The sequence below is a fragment of the Rhodospirillaceae bacterium genome (genome assembly GCA_002728255.1).
Taxonomy (GTDB): Bacteria; Pseudomonadota; Alphaproteobacteria; order UBA7887; family UBA7887.
This window is the reverse complement of the sequence record PBWV01000028.1, coordinates 35,907-53,294: the sequence shown is the minus strand read 5'-3', so window position 1 is coordinate 53,294 and position 17,388 is coordinate 35,907. Positions and strand designations below refer to the sequence as shown.

19 protein-coding genes are annotated in these 17,388 nt (G+C 44.9%); 7 read left to right on the top strand and 12 right to left on the bottom strand.

All coding sequences use genetic code 11. The features are described from left to right. Positions 1 to 38: 38 nt before the first annotated feature. From CMM32_07785 to CMM32_07775, 3 genes are all read right to left on the bottom strand, one after another. The gene (locus CMM32_07785; protein MBT06799.1) at positions 39 to 1,286 is read right to left on the bottom strand and encodes an amino acid dehydrogenase; all 1,248 of its coding nucleotides are present in this window, start codon (positions 1,284 to 1,286) and stop codon (positions 39 to 41) included. Positions 1,287 to 1,362: 76 nt separating this feature from the next. Further along, positions 1,363 to 1,806, bottom strand: a complete 444-nt coding sequence (locus CMM32_07780; GenBank protein ID MBT06798.1) for a hypothetical protein — start codon at positions 1,804 to 1,806, stop codon at positions 1,363 to 1,365. Between the two features lie 92 nt (positions 1,807 to 1,898). Next, positions 1,899 to 3,599, bottom strand: coding sequence for a quinonprotein alcohol dehydrogenase (locus CMM32_07775; protein ID MBT06797.1), 1,701 nt, complete (start codon positions 3,597 to 3,599; stop codon positions 1,899 to 1,901). A 164-nt stretch (positions 3,600 to 3,763) separates the two neighbouring features. Between CMM32_07775 and CMM32_07770 the strand changes: the two genes are divergently transcribed. Next, positions 3,764 to 4,267 (top strand): thioesterase-like protein, encoded by a 504-nt coding sequence (locus tag CMM32_07770; GenBank protein ID MBT06796.1) that lies wholly within the window; start codon positions 3,764 to 3,766, stop codon positions 4,265 to 4,267. Between the two features lie 48 nt (positions 4,268 to 4,315). Here the strand turns inward: CMM32_07770 and CMM32_07765 are convergent, their stop codons facing one another. From CMM32_07765 to CMM32_07755, 3 genes are all read right to left on the bottom strand, one after another. Beyond that, on the bottom strand, positions 4,316 to 4,819 hold the full coding sequence (locus CMM32_07765) for a hypothetical protein (protein ID MBT06795.1): 504 nt from the start codon (positions 4,817 to 4,819) through the stop codon (positions 4,316 to 4,318). 156 nt (positions 4,820 to 4,975) lie between these two features. After that, positions 4,976 to 6,139 (bottom strand): mandelate racemase, encoded by a 1,164-nt coding sequence (locus CMM32_07760; protein ID MBT06794.1) that lies wholly within the window; start codon positions 6,137 to 6,139, stop codon positions 4,976 to 4,978. 143 nt (positions 6,140 to 6,282) lie between these two features. Beyond that, positions 6,283 to 6,999, bottom strand: a complete 717-nt coding sequence (locus CMM32_07755) for a hypothetical protein (GenBank protein MBT06793.1) — start codon at positions 6,997 to 6,999, stop codon at positions 6,283 to 6,285. A gap of 290 nt (positions 7,000 to 7,289) precedes the next feature. On the opposite strand from CMM32_07755, the gene CMM32_07750 reads away from it, so the two are divergent. After that, complete coding sequence (locus tag CMM32_07750) at positions 7,290 to 8,018, top strand: hypothetical protein (GenBank protein ID MBT06792.1); 729 nt, start codon at positions 7,290 to 7,292, stop codon at positions 8,016 to 8,018. A 46-nt stretch (positions 8,019 to 8,064) separates the two neighbouring features. Here CMM32_07750 and CMM32_07745 read toward each other — a convergent pair whose 3' ends face one another. Both CMM32_07745 and CMM32_07740 read right to left on the bottom strand, forming a co-directional pair. Next, positions 8,065 to 8,859, bottom strand: a complete 795-nt coding sequence (locus tag CMM32_07745) for a hypothetical protein (protein ID MBT06791.1) — start codon at positions 8,857 to 8,859, stop codon at positions 8,065 to 8,067. A gap of 181 nt (positions 8,860 to 9,040) precedes the next feature. Beyond that, positions 9,041 to 9,514, bottom strand: a complete 474-nt coding sequence (locus CMM32_07740; GenBank protein MBT06790.1) for a hypothetical protein — start codon at positions 9,512 to 9,514, stop codon at positions 9,041 to 9,043. Positions 9,515 to 9,996: 482 nt separating this feature from the next. Here CMM32_07740 and CMM32_07735 point away from each other — a divergent pair, with 482 nt between their 5' ends. Beyond that, positions 9,997 to 10,761, top strand: coding sequence for an SDR family oxidoreductase (locus tag CMM32_07735; GenBank protein MBT06789.1), 765 nt, complete (start codon positions 9,997 to 9,999; stop codon positions 10,759 to 10,761). A 44-nt stretch (positions 10,762 to 10,805) separates the two neighbouring features. Here CMM32_07735 and CMM32_07730 read toward each other — a convergent pair whose 3' ends face one another. The 3 genes from CMM32_07730 to CMM32_07720 are packed head-to-tail and all read right to left on the bottom strand — an operon-like array spanning position 10,806 to position 12,128. Further along, the gene (locus tag CMM32_07730) at positions 10,806 to 11,219 is read right to left on the bottom strand and encodes a hypothetical protein (GenBank protein MBT06788.1); all 414 of its coding nucleotides are present in this window, start codon (positions 11,217 to 11,219) and stop codon (positions 10,806 to 10,808) included. Next, a complete protein-coding gene (locus tag CMM32_07725; protein MBT06787.1) occupies positions 11,129 to 11,668 on the bottom strand; it encodes a hypothetical protein in 540 nt (179 codons plus the stop codon). The genes CMM32_07730 and CMM32_07725 overlap by 91 nt, the downstream gene beginning before the upstream one ends. Continuing rightward, positions 11,652 to 12,128 carry a hypothetical protein gene (locus CMM32_07720; protein MBT06786.1) on the bottom strand — a complete coding sequence of 159 codons (477 nt, stop codon included), beginning with the start codon at positions 12,126 to 12,128 and terminating at the stop codon, positions 11,652 to 11,654. Before CMM32_07720 ends, CMM32_07725 begins: the two co-directional genes overlap by 17 nt. A 211-nt stretch (positions 12,129 to 12,339) precedes the next feature. Between CMM32_07720 and CMM32_07715 the strand changes: the two genes are divergently transcribed. Further along, complete coding sequence (locus CMM32_07715) at positions 12,340 to 13,119, top strand: hypothetical protein (protein MBT06785.1); 780 nt, start codon at positions 12,340 to 12,342, stop codon at positions 13,117 to 13,119. A gap of 78 nt (positions 13,120 to 13,197) precedes the next feature. Here the strand turns inward: CMM32_07715 and CMM32_07710 are convergent, their stop codons facing one another. Further along, the gene (locus CMM32_07710) at positions 13,198 to 14,130 is read right to left on the bottom strand and encodes a dihydrodipicolinate synthase family protein (protein ID MBT06784.1); all 933 of its coding nucleotides are present in this window, start codon (positions 14,128 to 14,130) and stop codon (positions 13,198 to 13,200) included. Between the two features lie 234 nt (positions 14,131 to 14,364). Between CMM32_07710 and CMM32_07705 the strand changes: the two genes are divergently transcribed. The 3 genes from CMM32_07705 to CMM32_07695 all read left to right on the top strand — a co-directional run bounded on the left by CMM32_07705 (position 14,365) and on the right by CMM32_07695 (position 17,245). Then, positions 14,365 to 15,231 (top strand): branched-chain alpha-keto acid dehydrogenase subunit E2, encoded by an 867-nt coding sequence (locus CMM32_07705; protein MBT06783.1) that lies wholly within the window; start codon positions 14,365 to 14,367, stop codon positions 15,229 to 15,231. 134 nt (positions 15,232 to 15,365) lie between these two features. After that, positions 15,366 to 16,412 carry a peptidase M29 gene (locus CMM32_07700; GenBank protein MBT06782.1) on the top strand — a complete coding sequence of 349 codons (1,047 nt, stop codon included), beginning with the start codon at positions 15,366 to 15,368 and terminating at the stop codon, positions 16,410 to 16,412. Beyond that, positions 16,412 to 17,245 carry an alpha/beta hydrolase gene (locus tag CMM32_07695; protein ID MBT06781.1) on the top strand — a complete coding sequence of 278 codons (834 nt, stop codon included), beginning with the start codon at positions 16,412 to 16,414 and terminating at the stop codon, positions 17,243 to 17,245. Before CMM32_07700 ends, CMM32_07695 begins: the two co-directional genes overlap by 1 nt. Positions 17,246 to 17,388: the final 143 nt, after the last annotated feature.

Here is a 17,388-nt window from a genome sequence, read left to right as displayed (position 1 = left end):
GAAATTTCGGGTAAGATCAATGTCAATTACCTCTCACCTCACCTCTTCAAACCGAAACCCAGAGGGTCGACATCTGGGGAGCGCCCAGCCACTAAGTTAGCAATCATGTGGCCCGACGCACAGGACAAACTCCATCCGAGGCTCCCATGACCTGTGTTTACAAAAAGGTTGCTGTACTTCGTACCACTTATTATCGGTGCACCGTCTGGGGTCATCGGTCGCAAGCCCGCCCACGGCTCTGCCGAATCTAAATGGCCAGCATTTGGAAACACTTTTCTAGTATGGTTTAGTAAGGCCCTGATACGAGCTGGACTGGTTACATTATCTCTCGCACCTATTTCAGCTGTTCCGGCAACACGCAATCGTTCACCGAGCCGTGTAAAACCGAGTTTTCTCTCGTGATCATGCACGCTAAGGCTTGGCGCACCGTTATACCCGCCAGTTGGCACAGTTATGGAATAACCTTTTACCGGATAAACTGGAATATTTAGCGAGGCGGTTTTCAACAACCGAACACTATCATTTGCAGCACTTACAACTATTACATCCGCTTTCTGGACTCCAGAGCTTGTCATCACGCCAAGCACCTTGTCGCCATTAATTAACAAATTTTTTACAGAAACCCCATAGAGAAATTCTACGCCTTCCTGCTCCAAGAACTTGGAAAGAGCCAGAGTAAATTTATGGGCATCCCCTGTGTGCTCATGATTATGAATAATACCACCAGCATATTTTACCCGACTCTGCGTTAAGGCAGGCTCTGCCACAAGGCAATCCGAATAATTAAGGATTTCTCCCTGTTGTTTTTCATCTGGTATTTTCTGTTCTGCTTTCACAGCCTCTGCAAAAGATTTTTCACCGCCATATAGATGGAGAATCCCCTTGCTTTCAAAGTCAAATTTTATGTTCGTGCTCTTAACCACATCTTTCATGAGCCTAGTACTATGCTTTGCCAGCTCGAGTAGAGCAGCCTTAGTTGCCGAATATCTTTTTGGACTGCAATTAAGCAAAAACTGGATCAGCCACGACCACATTGTGGGATCCGCACGAAGGTGAAGCAGATAAGGAGCTGTCGATTTTCCAAATTCGCGGATAATCATAGATGGGACACCAGGGGCAGCCCATGGTTTTGCCGTTAAATGACATAATTGGCCCGCATTAGCGAAGCTTGTTTCACTACCTGCAACAGCATTTTGTTCGATAACAGTTACTTCGTGACCATCGGCTTTTAAGTAAAAAGCGGTGGTAACGCCAACAACTCCAGCTCCAACTACTATAACTTTCATAAACAAACACTACCTGGGATATAGTGCGCTTCGGTAGACAGGACGCGCACCGATTAGATTGGCTCTTGCACAATTCTCACCATATAATTTTTTCTGGATCACCGATATACAAGGAACGAATAAAAGCCACCAGTTCCCAAATTTGCCTTGGAGTTAGATCCTTGGACCACCCGACCATATTTGTACCGGATCGACCTCTCGCTATGGCGTTGTATACCATTTTATCCGTCGGCTTATAGATCCAAATATCATCACTCAAACTAGGCCCTACTCCGCCTTCGGCTTTACGACCGTGACACGCATAACAACCAATATTCTTCCAGTGCGCCTTTCCTGCAGCTATGGCGGCCACATCCCCGTTTAGTTTATTTTTCTCCCAATTTTCCGGGAGTTCCTCTTCCTCGGCGAGAGACAGACCTTGGGCCATGCTCACTGCTAACACAATGGCTACACCGTACCTCAACAGGCGCCCCCAAGCTGATATTAATGTTTTAACCAACATATACCTCTTACGCTCCATTAACGAAAACCAAGTGCGAAAAGGCCCCGAGAGATACAATCTCTCCGGGCCCGTTCGCCACTAATCAGTTTTGGTCGACTTTTGGCCGACCTCTAGTGCAAAGCAAAGCCGATAATTACTCCGCCCTTACGGCTATCTTTAAGCCAAGGAGCACCGCCTTCACCAAAATGTGCCCATCCCGTCCAGCCACCAAAGCCAGATGGAACGGCTATGAATTGCTCGCCATCAATTGTATATGTTGACGGGCTTCCAAAGATTCCGGAACCAGTCTGGAACGACCAAAGCTCTTCACCAGTTTCCTGATTATAAGCCCGGAATTCCCCCTCCGGGGTACCTGCAAATAACAGTCCACCACGCGTCGAGAGTAAACCACTGGTAAATGGAGAACGATCCTTAACTACCCATTTTTTCTCCCCGGTCTTCCCGTCAAAAGCTACCAGTTGCCCGTATCCGGTATTCCAACCAATGGTCCCAATCCCCCAATACGGTGCACCAACGGTGACCTCATCAGGATTAAGGCCTTCTCCAAGCGGAGCACTCTTTATATCCACACAGATTTCGCGACTAGGAACAAATACCCAACCCGTTTCAGGGTTTACGGTCATAGGGTTCCACCATTTTCCACCCTCCGACGCCGGGCAAATATCTTTAGCCTCGTAGTCATACCTAGGAACCTTTTCCTCGTTCCAGATAGGCCTTCCAGAAGGGGTGAATCCAGTAGTCCAATTCACTTTCGAAATTGGAACACCATACCGAAACTTACCATTAGTCCGATCGATTTTATACAAAAAGCCGTTGCGATCCCCATGCAACCAGACCTTCTCCCGGCCATAATCAACGAGGACAGGTTCATTATTCCCGTCGTAATCCCAAACATCAGCCGGTGTGTATTGGAAATAATAAAGTATTTTCCCTGTATCAGGATTGAGGGCTAATGTTGAGTTAGAATAGAGATTATCTCCCGGCCTATTTGTGCCGTCCCAATCCGGGTTAGGATTTCCAACACCCCAATATAAAACGTCCAACTCAGGATCATAAGATCCGGTTATCCAAGCTGAGGCCCCACCATACTTGGCGGCGTCCGCATTCCCCCACGAGTCATGCCCTGGTTCACCAGGTCCGGGAATCGTATAGGTTCGCCACACCTGCTCCCCCGTATCAACATCCAGAGCATCAATATGCAATCGAGTAGGATACTCGGCTCCAGACATACCAACTATTACTTTTCCCTTAACAACTAAGGGAGCAACAGTCATGGTGTAAGCATCTTCCCAATTTCCAAGAGTTTTATCCCAAACAACTTCGCCAGTTGTCTTATTCAGCGCAACAACATGCGCATCTGGTGTGGCAACAAACACTTTATCTCCATGAAGGGCCACGCCCCTATTGCCGATATCACAACACATTTTCCCCGCAACACCCTCAGGAAGTTGGTGGGCATACCGCCAAATTTCTGTACCATTAGAGGCATCCAGAGCATATGTCCGTCCGTGGGAAGCCGTTGCATACATTACCCCATCTTGGATTACTGGGGTCGTGTTCTGGGCATCCAGTGTACCAAGCGAAAAAATCCACTTAGGAACCAAGTTTCGCACATTATTAATGTTGATCTGCCCCAATTTACTGAATCGGTTCCCGGTATAGTTTCCCGTGACCATCAACCAATTGTTCGGGTCCTCCTGAGCCGTTCTCAGCATTTCATCTGTGACGTGTTGCTGGGCGCTTGCTGTCTGGACGGCAATAAGCCCCAAAGCTCCCAGCAGGCCACTCACAAAAGTGCCATATTTCATCATTAAAACTCCCTCTTTAAGAAATAACCACAGTTAGTGTTCCTTTGGTGATCTATTTTGCACAAATAAAATTAAAAATCACTCCTAAATTGTTCTATGGTACGTTAAACAAAATTCCTTAGAAGATTAACTATTCTATATAACTATATGATATAGGTAGAATTTATATGAATACTGAATTGGAAATAAAGGCCCCTCTTCTTATACATACCGAAATTGTTCGACCACAATGGATCGATCATAACGGCCACATGAACTCCGCCTACTACGTACTGGCATTTGACGAAGCTGGCGGCTCCCTCTTTAGATATTTTGGTCTTTCCGATGAGTATCGCCAAAGAGAACACAAAGGCATTTTTGTTGGTGACTACCATATCCACTACTCACGTGAAGTCGTGGCTGGCGATCCTCTCAAGTTTACCCATCTCATTATCGACTACGACGATAAAAAGGTGCACTACTGGCAGGAAATGTTTCATGCCAAAGAAGGATACCTGGCAGCTCAATGCGAAGCGATAATGCTACATGTAGATTTGAATACTCGAAAAGTAGCTCCGTTTCCTGAAAACATTTTAGACAAAATTAGGAAAACCCATGAAGTCCACTCAGTGCTGCCAAATCCTGATAACCTAGGGCGCACCATAAAAATTAAACGCCCAACAAGGCGATAACCTACTCTTGCACAAAAAGGCCTGTGAGACTTTATCTCATTACTTAAATCATCCCGACGAATTCTTTACCTTCTCCCAAAGATACATCTTAATTAATGTGGGATTCTCTAAAAAGCAAAGACCGCGGAAAAATCCTTTCTTTCCACCATTTACGGTATGCTTCAAAATACTTATCTCCATGGCATGAAGGTATGTTCCGGATTGCCACCGAATTATGTTTGAATCTGCGAAGTCATAAGGGAGCTCATTATTCCCAGTGACCGGATCAATATAATCTCCACCAAAATCGTGTCTTTCAAAAGCTAAGGTCTTAACCTTCCCATCGTCAAAAATTATACCGTAAAACAAGTCTTCACCTGAACCCTGTACCCCTACACAGAGAAAACCTTTTCCCTCCATATCACTGGCAGCTAGAGATAGGTCTATAAAAAAGAGAAAGAACAAAGCTGTTAACCATGCCGTGTTGAAGCACTCTCCCATAGGAACACTCCTAATTAAGCGGGCAATGGGAGAATAGAGTTTAAAACTTTTTAAACTCGTGCGATTTGCCATTTATAATTCCGTCACAGAAAGAGGTCCCAGTACATTTAAGTCCAATGTAACATCAAGAGTTACTAACCTCGTTTTGGGCATTCTGTATAGAAACATCCCTCTTTGCAGCCCAAATCTTTTTTATAATTTATCCTGCTGACGCTTACTCTGATCGCCCTATTCGAACACTACAGCAGCTGTTTCCCACGCATTAATCTTATCCCAATCGTAAGTTACCCCAAGACCGGGGCCAGTCGGCACTGGCACACAGCCATCACCACCAACGTCGCCCACACTATCTCCATAATCATCCGCATATATCGGAGGCTGTAGGCCATTCCAGACCCGATCTGGATTAACCAAGCCTAGTTCATAAAAATGTGTATTAGGGATTGCGGACATGCAATGACGGTGCATCGGTCCAGCTGTATGAAGCTGTACTTCCATTCCTACAGCATCACAAAAATGCGCCAACTTCATTGTCCCGGTAATTCCTCCATCGAGCTCTGGATCAATGTGCAAAATATCGGTTCCTCCCATTAGCACAAAATCGGCTTTTTGTTCGAAGCCTCGAATATGCTCAGCAATTAGCATGGGAGTTCTGATGAAATCCCGCAAGCGTTTATGGGCGCTGGCACTAGAGGAGGCATCTCGATAGGGATCTTCGTACCAGAAAAATCCCAAATCATCACAGGCTCGACCCACCTCTACGGCCGCCATAAAGGAAGGTAAGGATGACGCTGGATCAGTCATTAGTTTCATTTTATCGCCAACCCTGTCTCGAACTGCTGTCATTATCCCGATCTCATTTCTGGGATCACCGTCAAAAAAGCTATGTATTTTGAACGCAGAAATTCCTTTGGCATTACACCCTTCGGCAAAATCCGCATACCTTTCTATACTGTCCAATCCTCCGGGGGTTTTCTGTCCAGGGGTTGTGCTGGCGTACACAGGAAGACGCTCACGATACCCACCCAAGAGAGCGGAAATTGGCGCATTATATTTCTTGCCGGCCAGATCCCAGAGNGCCACATCCAATGCCGCAATACCAGTCTTATCAAAGTGTCGTAGGACAGATTTCAAACGTTCAAAAATCAGTTCCCGCTTCTCGGCATCTTGCCCTATCAGTGAGGGAGCCACCTGGTTAACCTGTGCCAGGGCATGCTGTGTAGCACCAAAATGTGGTGCGTAACTTCCCCGCAAGCCATCGTCTGTCTCGATTGTGACAACAAATTTAGGGATTTCAATACTAACACCTTGAGTATAAGTACTAATATTCGGTCCAAAATCATCTAATGTGTACGTATAGGACTGCACACTAATACGCTTGATTATACTCATAACTTAATCCCCTTGGTTGTCGTTAAGCTTTACCTAGCTNTCCTTAGACATCTGAACAAACGGTATTGGCCGTACTCGCGATACCTACCAATCAAACGATTATCCGTTACATCATTCAACTCAGTTGCAAAAAANTGCATACCTCATTGCACATTGTCTTTAGGGTAAGTGAAACTTCGTTCAGCATCCAATGTCCCATCTTGCGTGTAAACCCGCCAAGGGCCGTTTTTCTTTCCGTCTTTGTACTCCCCTTGGGCACTCATTGTTCCATTCTCGTAATAAGATGTCCAAAGACCATTTTTCTTTCCATTGTCGAAATTACCCTTGCTCCGTTCCTGACCATTATAATGATAAGATATCCAAAAACCCTCTTCTTCTCCCTTGTTGTAGTCCCCCTTTACTCTAAGTTGGCGAAAGTAATGGTAAGCCTCCCAGGAACCTTCCTTCTCGCCGTCCTTGTATGCCCCTTTTTCTAATAACTCACCATCATACGTATAGAACTGCCACAATCCCTCTTTACGGTCATTTTTGTAGGCCCCTTTATATTTTAGCAAACCGTTATCATGATAAAATTCCCATGGACCTTGCCTCTGGCCATTAATATATTCCCCCTTCAGACCTAGCTCCCCGTTAGCGTGGTGAAAGACCCAATGCCCATCGAATATTCCGTTTTTAAATCGCCCCTCCATCTGCCCATCCACGTATCCAGTAAAAGGTTCTTCCACCCCCTTTTTATAGTAGATCCCATCCCGCTGAACCAATTCGCGCCAGTCAAGCACCGTTTCAGAAAAACCAATCGTACTTAGACTGCCAATAAGAAATACCGCCGAAAAACCTTTCACATAATACTTAAAGAGCACCTATATCCCCTCCAGATTCCGCAACAATGAATGGGATGACCCAAATCAATATATAACGGCATATTATTTAGTTGAGTGGTAGTCATATGGTATTCAACAAAATCACCAACTTCACCTATATTCTGTCCGTAATTACTACTCTGCCTATTTGCATATAAAATTGTTGTCGTTTTAAGTCAGTTTTGTAACATCTCCATAATGTTAACAGGATTAGACTCCTATTAGGATAAGCCTGTATACTTTAAAATCTGGCTCGCACTCGATATTTTACAAGGCTAATAAGAAATATCATGAAACTTTTAGCGATATTTTATCTGCTAGCCATTTTGCTAAGCTGCCACGTCATAGCTTTTGATGATTCCGAGAAGAGCCTATCGCAAATGCGGTCTTATACTGCCTGCCTCAACTGCGATCTTAGTGGAGCTGATCTGAGTCGAAGTTTTCTTCACCATAGTAGCTTACGTGGATCAAAATTAATTGGAGCAGATCTAAGGTGGTCTTATTTTGATGGAGTGAATCTCCGCCGAGCAAATTTAAACGGAGCAGATTTACGGCACACTGTACTGAACAAGGTAGATATGAGGGATGCAAATCTTAGCAATGCGGATTTAGACAACGCCCAATTTATTGAAGTAGATCTGGCAGGATCCACCATGCGAAATGCATATGCATCTAACGCGGACTTAAGCAATTCAATCTTCGACAATACCAATCTAAGCGACACTGACTTCAGCGATAGCAAACTTTCTGGAGTGAAAATGCGTTCTGTCTATATGAACGGAGCAATATTCGCTAGATCCGACTTAAGCAATGCAGTTTTGGCCAGCGCTAAAATGCGTGATGTGGATCTGAGTGGAGCAAATCTAAAAGGGGCTATTTTACGTAACGCTGACCTAACCAGCGCAGATCTAACAGACGCCGATCTTTCAACTTCGGACCTATCTCGCACTACCAAATTGGAAGGTGCGATTTTTTGCAGAACCCTCACCCCTTGGGGTGAAGATAATACTAACTGCTAAGATGGCGGGCAAGGAACACCAAGCGTAAATCTTCAGCACCTATCACTTAACCGCCTACTTGCAACGAAACCTTTCCCAAGCTCTCAGTTTCTACGGAAAATGTATCAAGCTTCTTAAGCCAAATACTTTCGGTTACACACCCAGTCAGTATGAGTGTCCCGGCCAAAAGGTTATAACCCCGTTTAGACAAGTTATTAATAAGCCAAACAGCAGCATTAATTGGATTTCCCATCACCTGTTTGCCAACCCCGCATCCTATATTTGTTCCATTCAAAAACACTCTTAACACCTCTTTTCTCAAGTCAATCCTCGACCAGTCCTGGATGGGGCTGCCAATCACACAGCCTACATTGTGAACAAAATTAGCTACATTCAGTCCTCCCCCTTTATAAACAGCGTTGCCTGAATCTCTGTCATCAGCGATTTCTATAGCCACCATTGCTGATTCAATTCTGGAAGCGATAGTTTTGGTATTCCATGGCTCTCTCCTAGGTTCTATCTCACGCCCTACAACAAAACCAATCTCTGCCTCCACGCAAAGAGTCAAATAATCATTTGCGGAAATATTTACCTCATTCTCCCCAATCAGAGATTTTAGTATTGGTCCTTCGATCGGATGGGAAATACCAACAAGCTCTTGCATTGTGGTGCTGGTTAGCCCGACCTTCCAACCACCAACCTCATAGCCTTCACCAACATAAGTCTTTATTAACTCATCTTGAACTAGATAACCCTCAGCTATGCTAACCGGTGTTAAGCACGCTGGAAAGGCGTCGAATCTGACATTATCCTCCCTATCCTTGAAAAGCCGGCCCGCCGCCTTTCTTACCTTAGTAGACACAGGTCAATGCACCATCATTAAATGATTATTCAGAGAACTATATAGGGGAACACTAAAATTTAATCCACAAGATGTAACTAACCAGCACATAAACCCACACCAACTAGTAGCCCATTAGCAGTAGTGTTAACCGACTATTAAAGGTGCCCCCTTATAATATATCTCCAAGGTGAAAAAAAAATTACTTGATTATTTCCCAAGTACCATCTTCGCGACGGCACGCTGTCCCATAAGCACTTTGTTTCTCCCCACCGACAATTACGTCAGTCTGATATTCTCGACAGTACTGATTCTCGGCAACTTCATAGGTATTTAATGGAGTCACACTCCCTGAATTTCCGCTATCAGGGTTGCTCCAGGAAGTCGTGGTCCCAGTTTTAGAGTATTCAAGTGACTCATGGGTTGTATCTAGTAAATATTGTTGGTCAATTTTATCCAACGTTGCTCCGACTTCATTTCCAATGAGAGCCCCCAGAAGAACGCCCACACCAGTAGCTATTAATTGGCCGTTTCCTTTGCCAACCTGAGATCCGGCAACCCCACCCGCAACTGCACCAATTACCGTTCCAACACCCTGCTTCTCTCCTGTAGTCGCAATACAACCACCAAGTACTAATATTAATCCGCATCCACAAATTAGTATAATTTTCCTCATTGGTTACCCCATTCGTGTGTGATCATAATTACCGGTCCGGCAGAGCTACAGACACCAGAATACCAAAATTGCAGCCAACATCTACCCTGAAATTACCGCTTAATTATGGCAACAAAATGCCTGGACAGGGATCTACGATCTATAACTTTTCTGCTCGCAACCACCAAGCGAGAAACAACGCAACCAAAGCTGCCCTCCAGCCTGAAATGGCGCCCCTCTATTGAGTATTATTCGTACCCCGTACTGCAGATTATTCCGGCGACACAGGTCATGAAAGCGTTCTTCCAAAGAATTTTAGCAGGCCTTCGATAATTGCATATGTCTAAATATTATAAAAACTTATATTTTGTCATTTCTTATATTATTTCCTATTAGTTATCCTCCTTTAAGTTTTGGCTAGCTATACTTTCCTCACAACGATATACCTCGTTCTCCCCACCAATCCTGGCAGACCGCCACCCAATGATGAAAAGGATAAGTTTATGAAACGCGTCCAAGACGAAGTAGCTGTAATAACAGGTGCAGCGAATGGCCTAGGGCAGGCAATTGCCTTCCGCTTAGCACAAGATGGAGCCAACGTCGTCCTGGGAGATATCGACGGAAGTGGATTATCCACTACTGCATCGGAGATCCGGAAGACTGGCTCCCAGGTTGTCACTGTTGTGGGCGACATTACGGAAGAGGAACAATCTCAAGAGCTAATTGATGCGGCCCTAAATCATTTTGGAAAGCTCGATATACTAGTAAACAATGTCGGTGGTAGCCGGAATTCAAAAATTTGGGAAATGGAAGTTGAGGACTGGGATTTCACGATACGGCTCAATTTGCGAGGAACATTTCTCTGCACTAAAGCCGCTGTCCGTCACATGATAAAGCAGAAAAAAGGATCAATTATATGTCTTTCCTCCGGAGCCCGCGAAGGGACTCCATGGACAGCGTACTATCAGGGTGGTTCCGCCTATTCAACATGCAAAGCGGGCGTCCATGGTTTTATGCGTGATGTTGCTATGGAGTTAGCAGAATTTAACATTCGCGTTAACTGCGTTGCACCCGGCCCCATCGAAACAGACCGAGAGGGGGAGAATCTGAGGAAATTAAACGACACCGTTGATCTGAGTCCTCAACGGATGACACCGCTTGGCCGCCTTGGGCAACCATTCGAAGTGGCAAACGCAGTTTTATTCTTAGCTTCTGGTGAAGCATCTTATGTTACAGGTCATACTTTGGCTGTAGCTGGAGGGCGGTGAGTACAATAGCTTGCAAGTGACCATTAAAAGAACCGATCAAAGCCTCAATTAACTTGATCAACCCCGGCAATTGCCGTCCTGTGCATCACTCTCCTTTGGGAACCGGAATCGTAGGGCATAACCATATGCATAGTCCATGTATTATCCCACATAAGGACATCATGCTGCTCCCACGAGTGTTCATAAACATAACATTCCTGCGTCGCCCATTTCGTTAACTCATCTATGAAATCCCTCGTAGATTCCTCACTCCAACCAATAATTCGTTGCATATAGATTGGGCTTATATACAAGGATTCACTTCCATCTGAGTGTTTCCGTATCAATTCGTGCTGAACGGGGGGCACCTTGGCTGCCTCTTCAAGATTCATTTCTGGCAAATCACGATGCGAACGCATCCACGCCCAGCTATGTTGAGCCGAAAGACCTTCCACTCGATCTCGAAGTGCATCCGGCATTTCCTCAAGAGCTCTCCGTAAATTGGCAAACCTTGTCTCGCCCCCCCTCCTTGAACGACCTCAATCCCATGCAAAATAGCCCCCTTGCTAGGCACCATTCGATAACAGCTATCTGTATGCCATGCCCAGGTTAGGCTATTAAATACGACGGCATCATTCGTCTCAGGTAGAATTTCTCCGGTTGATCCTACATTACTCAAAATAAAAATTTCTGGTAAGGAGCTATCTGTTCGCTCAGTCTCTGGCAAAACCTCCAGTTCCCCGAAACAACGACTAAATCTGACGTGTTCCACATCAGTTATGTCTTGATTGCGAAAAACCAAAACTCCATGCTGTCTCCAAGCTGCATCAATTTCTTGTTTTACGCCTGGAACAAGAGGCATTGAGAGGTCCACCCCACCAACCTCTGCTCCTAGCGAACTGTGTAACTGCTTAATTGATATCATCATAGGGCCTCCTTTTTACATAGTCATCCACAAGTTTGTCCGGTGAAGAACATTGGGAAATTTGTTTAACAAAAAAGTCCCTAGACAGGCTTATAAAATCAGGAATATCAATTAAAAACTCATCCAATAAATCTAGAGTTACTAGAGTAACCTCACAACCATAATCTCTCCTACTTCCATTTGGATTATCCAACTTCCATTGCTGGTAATCTTGTTCTTCAAAATAGGCTCCCATTCCTACTCCCGCAAATGGCATCATGACTATAACTCTTCTTAATCTTGCCTTTGCTAATACCTTAGAAATCTCCTTACGATGTTTAACCCCATTCATCGCTAGCTGGGTAGTCAAAGCAGCAACATTTGCAGTGAGTTGGATAGACCACAATGTTAAACCGATTGAGAGGGATGCTAACACTCCACAAAGCCAACCCCAAAAAATTATATTCTTAGATAGAGAGGGCATATTTTCTGCTTGATGGAAAGTCCAACAGGGAGATACCTGTAAGTATATCTATTCACATAATTCAACGCCCCATAACAACACGATATTTCAATAATAAAATGTCTGAAGATTGTCTAAATCAAGGCTAAGGGCATTTTGGGGAGACTTGACTTCTGAATACCAAAAACCTACAGAGCGTTTATCCGACAACTGAAATCAAAAGTCATAAGAAATGCCATTAAATGACAAAACGCTAACGGATTTAGCTATTAAAATGTTAGCCGATTATGATGCCCACAATCCGGGAACCCAGTTTGGCGACGGACTAAGGCTTTCAGTTCCGGACGCATGGCTCCTGCAAACTGCGGTATCAAAACTACGAGAACAACGGGGAGAGAAGATCGTTGGGTTCAAAATTGGAGCTGTTTTTGAAGGCAATCAAAAACTTATCGGACTTGATCATCCCGCTTGGGGGCGCTTGTGGAACAATGAGCAACACAAAGATAAAGCGACATTATTTAAGAAGGATTTTGCCAACCCATCCATGGAAGCTGAATTCGGGATAATTTTGAATCGCGATATAGAAACAGATAAGACCTCACTAGACGACATTTTGAGATCGATAAAATCCGTCCACCCCGTAATTGAGATTCACAACTTTGTATTCAGAGGAGAAAGCCCAAATGGGGCGGAATTGCTTGCCAATAACGCCATCCACGCCGGAGTTGTACGGGGACTAGGGAAAATGGATCCGAAAAAGACTATAACTACTGATCTAGAGCTTATATACGATGGTGAAATTGTAGACTCTTGGTATGGAACGAAATGGCCTGATGACTATCTCTCGGCTATCGACTGGCTTGTCCAAGAACAAGCTAAGCTAGGGAACAAATTACGTAAAAACCATTTAATTTTAACTGGTGCACTTGGACCTCCAATCCCAATTAAAAACAGGCAACTTGTAGAAGCAAATTCCCCTCAAATTGGCCGTGTGAGCGCTCGTTTTGTATAATCCCCTATTGGAGAAATATAACGAAAACATGTAACTTTCGGCTACTCTATCACCCCAAAAATAGCCCATTGTTGAGGGTTATTTTCCCCAACGTAAAGCTACCAAGTCCAGTTTTAAGGCATGCCGCAATAACTCTAATCTTGTCTCGGGGTCCACTTCCTCCAAAGGGTGGCGGACTGTTTCATGTTTAATCACACCGCCTTCCACCATCGCAATTTTCGCGGCTCGCAAACCACACTGCCTATTTTCAAAGTTAATAAGCGGCAGTATGGCATTATAGAGATTGGTAGCTCCCTCCTCATCCCCATCGAGATACCTCATAACCACTGGCCTAATTAAATCCGGTAATAAGGCACTGGGCATTGTTCCTGTTGCTCCAGCATTCAGATCCGCCATCAGCGTAATCGATTCCTCACCATCAAACGGACCTTGAATCGATTCCCCTCCAGCAGCAATAAGATCTCGTAATTTTTTAGCTGCACCTGACGTTTCAATCTTAAAGTAGCAAATTTGGGGAAAAAGATTGGCTAATTTAGCTAGGAAATTGACGGATAAAGAAACCCCGCTTAACGGCGCATCTTGGACCATTATTGGAATAGAAATTCCCTTTGCCAAAGATTCAAAATAAGTAAAATTACCTGCTTTGGACGCTTTTAGCCCTACCCCATGGTAGGGCGGCATAACCATAATCATCTCCGCGCCAATAGCCTCAGCCTTTTTGGCTCTTTCGACCGAAACTCGTGTGCTAAAATGACTACAAGTAACAATCACAGGAACTCTTCCGGCTATGTGCTCGATACAAGTTACAGCTAATTGATCGCGTTCCTCATCGGTTAACAAAAACTGCTCTGAATAGTTGGCCAAAATGCAAATGCCATCGACCTTCTGATCAATCATGCAATCCAATACTCTTTTCTGGCCCTCTAGGTCTATCGTTTCATCCTCATGGAACGGGGTTGGGGCTATGGGATAGACCCCAGTGTATGGCTGGACTCGTTTAGGCAAGGTCATAGTTTCTCCAGGTGGCCGCATGACAAATTGTAAGAAGTTTATATTTAATAGCTTAATACTGAAATGCTATGCTTGAAAATCTCGGTTTTCAATAGCGGTGATATTAAGAGCTATTGCAAGGGGGTGACCCCATTCTCCCAATGAGGTAATACTGAGGCTTATTGATTTTCTCTTATGGCTAACCGGTCCTGTTACAAGCCATTTTTTGCCCTGCATAATACTAAGGATATGCCCATGACCCCACCCGACCGTCTTCGATTACTATTGTCCAAACCTGAATTCATTGTCATGCCAGCAGTTTGGGACGGGCTAACCGCCAAGTTAGCGGCCAATGCTGGCTTTCAGACGGCATTCTTGTCTGGCTCCTGCGTATCAGCTGGACGTTTAGGGGGGCCAGACCTTGATCTTTTCTCCTTCGGCGAAGTATTCAATTCCTTCAATATGGTGCGTGAGGTGGCACCCGAAACACTCGTATTAGCCGACGGAGACCATGGCCATGGCAACGCCATGAACGTACAGCGAACTGTAAGAAACTATGGCCGAGCAGGAGCTGCTGCAATTCTCATAGAGGACAAAATCACACCCCGCCCCCTGACAGCCGCTGGCAAGCCCTGCTTACCCCGAGAAGAAGCGCGCATGAAAATCCGAGCTGCAGTGGAAGCTGCCAAAGATAGTAGAATTCTTATCTTGGCACGAACGGATTGCCGGCCCACTCAGGGAATTGATGAAGCCGCAACCCGCATCGAGATGTTTGTAGAAGAAGGCGCTGATATACTACTTCTCGACTCTCCGGCGGATGACAAAGAAGTGGGTCGCGCCATAGAAGCCGCCGGAGGCCGCCCTTCTCTTGTTGTTCTAAATCCAGGAATGCCGCGCGCGACCCCTACTCAGGTAGAAGCAGCAAAACTGGGATTCAAAATTGGAGCTTACCCAACAGCTCTACTTTCACCTGCCATTGCTGGAATAAAAGCCGGCCTGGAAGCTTTAGTCAATGGCGATCTACAGTCCAAAGACGCGCTTGACCCAACTGATTTGCGGCAAGTACTTGGTTACTCTGACTACGAATCTGAAGCAAAAAGGTTTAGGCAAAGTACTGAATAATTATATTGTTTTCTATAAGGAACTATGCCCAGAACAAGAGTTGACAGCCGCCTGTGGAATGGCTTTGATTTAACTTATTACTTGGATACCCTATGAGTGCCGTTCATTGAAAATTGCTACCGAAAGCTCAAAATATGATGCCTGAAGCCGTTGAAGCCAAATGGATTGATTGTTTTCGCAAAAGCTTTGAAATGAGCGGGGTTTCGGCGACTAACATAGTAGCCATTCTATCAGAATCTCAATCTCGACAAGTTTTGGTTGATCTTTCGGAACTGGCTCTACTGGCACTGGGTGCCCGGCCTGTACACATCCGAGTTCCTTCTCCAAAAATAAAGGACCCCGTACCGGTACGATCTACTGGATCAAGTTATGCGATGCAGGGATACGACACTATAATACCAGCCCTTAGCGCCTGTGATTTAATTATCGACTGTACAGTAGAAGGAATGCTCCACTCCAGAGAGTTACAAACAATTTTAGCCTCTGGAGGACGGGTTTATATGATATCGAATGAACACCCAGAAATACTCGAACGATGCATGCCAAATGTTGACCTAAGGTGGAAAGTTGAGGAGAGCTTGAAACTTCTAGATAGATCAAAGAGAATGGAGGTTTCCTCCAAACAAGGCACTCACCTTCTTGTAGAAATTAATGACGCTCCCTGTAGAGCTGGCGCCGGATATTTACTACCGGAGGAAAAAGTGGCCTACTGGCCTGCCGGTTTGGCACTATTCTTCCCTCTCCCCAATTCCGTCAATGGACAGGTTGTTTTAGCGCCGGGGGATGTAAACCTCACCTTCAAACGATATTTTGAAAACGCAGTAACTCTTATTTTCGAGAATGATTTCATCACTGATATCAAAGGAGATGGGTTAGATGCCGATCTAATGAGATCGTATTACGAAGCCTGGGGTGATCAAAACGCTTATGCTATTTCACATGTTGGATGGGGGTTGAACAAGGATGCTCGCTGGGATTCTCTCGTCATGTACGACAAACAACAGATTAATGGTACTGAATTAAGGGCATTCGCTGGAAACTTTTTGATTTCAACCGGAGCAAATGAATATGCAAAGCGCCACACAAGCTGCCACTTTGATTTACCTATGCGGGGATGTTCCATCCGATTGGATGGTGAAGCGATCGTAAAAGACGGAAAACTTTGTGGACCTCTTTCCTGATGGAAAATGCAGCCTTCACTGATCATCTGGTAGATGGTAACCCACGAATCCACTTTTCAAAACTGGGGAATGGGCCGCCTATAGTTTTTCTTCATGGAATAGGTGGAAATCGAACAAATTGGACCGCACAACAACTACGAATGTCCTCTACATATACCACGATCGCCTGGGATGCTCGGGGTTATGGAAAATCTGATGATTACGAGGGCCCACTCTGTTTCCATGATTTTGCGGAAGACCTCGAACGCCTCTTAGATTTCAACAAAATTGAAAAGGCTCATATGGTTGGCCTTTCCATGGGTGCTCGCATTTTAATGGATTTTTATCCAACGAATAAGGAGCGCGTCGCGACATTGACGCTATGTGACTGTTTTTTTAGTTACAAGAAGGCCCTATCCCCAGAGAAACAGAAGGAATTTATAGAGCTTAGACAACGACCCTTGCTTGCTGGTAAACCACTATCGGAACTAGCCCCTACGCTAATCCAATCGTTGGTTGGGCCAAACTGTTCGGACCAAGCCCAGAAACAACTATACCAAAGTATTCTAGACATCCATGTATCCTCATACCTAAAAACTATTGAAGCAACCACCAAGTTCAATGCCACGGGGAGCCTTTCCGATATTTCTGTGCCTGTGCAGCTTATTTTTGGGGAACACGATAAGCTAACCCCACCCTCGGTAGGTGCGTTTATGCACTCCCAGTTACCCAATTCAAATCTTAACATCATCTCGGACTCAGGGCATCTCAGCAATATTGAACAGCCAGGCGATTTTAACTTGGTTATGGAAAAATTTATTGAATCCCATCGTGTACAAGCGACGTTCAAGTAGATTGTGAGCAGACCAGCCATTGCAACTCCTTCCCTATATTCAAGATTCCTATACTTTGCTAACTTTAGTTTCTTACAAGTTCTCACTATGCCTACTCAATTAGCTAAACCCTCCCATCCAACAAAAACCGATCCCGGTGCATA

Excerpts from the sequence above, each read along its gene's own strand:
- CMM32_07765 (MBT06795.1), bottom strand. The coding sequence starts at position 4,819 with ATGGCAAATCGCACGAGTTTAAAAAGTTTTAAACTCTATTCTCCCATT.
- CMM32_07720 (MBT06786.1), bottom strand. The coding sequence starts at position 12,128 with ATGCCCTCTCTATCTAAGAATATAATTTTTTGGGGTTGGCTTTGTGGA.
- CMM32_07695 (MBT06781.1), top strand. The coding sequence starts at position 16,412 with ATGGAAAATGCAGCCTTCACTGATCATCTGGTAGATGGTAACCCACGA.
- CMM32_07775 (MBT06797.1), bottom strand. The coding sequence starts at position 3,599 with ATGATGAAATATGGCACTTTTGTGAGTGGCCTGCTGGGAGCTTTGGGG.
- CMM32_07710 (MBT06784.1), bottom strand. The coding sequence starts at position 14,130 with ATGACCTTGCCTAAACGAGTCCAGCCATACACTGGGGTCTATCCCATA.
- CMM32_07735 (MBT06789.1), top strand. The coding sequence starts at position 9,997 with ATGAAACGCGTCCAAGACGAAGTAGCTGTAATAACAGGTGCAGCGAAT.
- CMM32_07785 (MBT06799.1), bottom strand. The coding sequence starts at position 1,286 with ATGAAAGTTATAGTAGTTGGAGCTGGAGTTGTTGGCGTTACCACCGCT.
- CMM32_07725 (MBT06787.1), bottom strand. The coding sequence starts at position 11,668 with ATGATGATATCAATTAAGCAGTTACACAGTTCGCTAGGAGCAGAGGTT.
- CMM32_07700 (MBT06782.1), top strand. The coding sequence starts at position 15,366 with ATGATGCCTGAAGCCGTTGAAGCCAAATGGATTGATTGTTTTCGCAAA.
- CMM32_07780 (MBT06798.1), bottom strand. The coding sequence starts at position 1,806 with ATGGAGCGTAAGAGGTATATGTTGGTTAAAACATTAATATCAGCTTGG.
- CMM32_07715 (MBT06785.1), top strand. The coding sequence starts at position 12,340 with ATGCCATTAAATGACAAAACGCTAACGGATTTAGCTATTAAAATGTTA.
- CMM32_07705 (MBT06783.1), top strand. The coding sequence starts at position 14,365 with ATGACCCCACCCGACCGTCTTCGATTACTATTGTCCAAACCTGAATTC.
- CMM32_07730 (MBT06788.1), bottom strand. The coding sequence starts at position 11,219 with ATGCCGGATGCACTTCGAGATCGAGTGGAAGGTCTTTCGGCTCAACAT.
- CMM32_07750 (MBT06792.1), top strand. The coding sequence starts at position 7,290 with ATGAAACTTTTAGCGATATTTTATCTGCTAGCCATTTTGCTAAGCTGC.
- CMM32_07740 (MBT06790.1), bottom strand. The coding sequence starts at position 9,514 with ATGAGGAAAATTATACTAATTTGTGGATGCGGATTAATATTAGTACTT.
- CMM32_07770 (MBT06796.1), top strand. The coding sequence starts at position 3,764 with ATGAATACTGAATTGGAAATAAAGGCCCCTCTTCTTATACATACCGAA.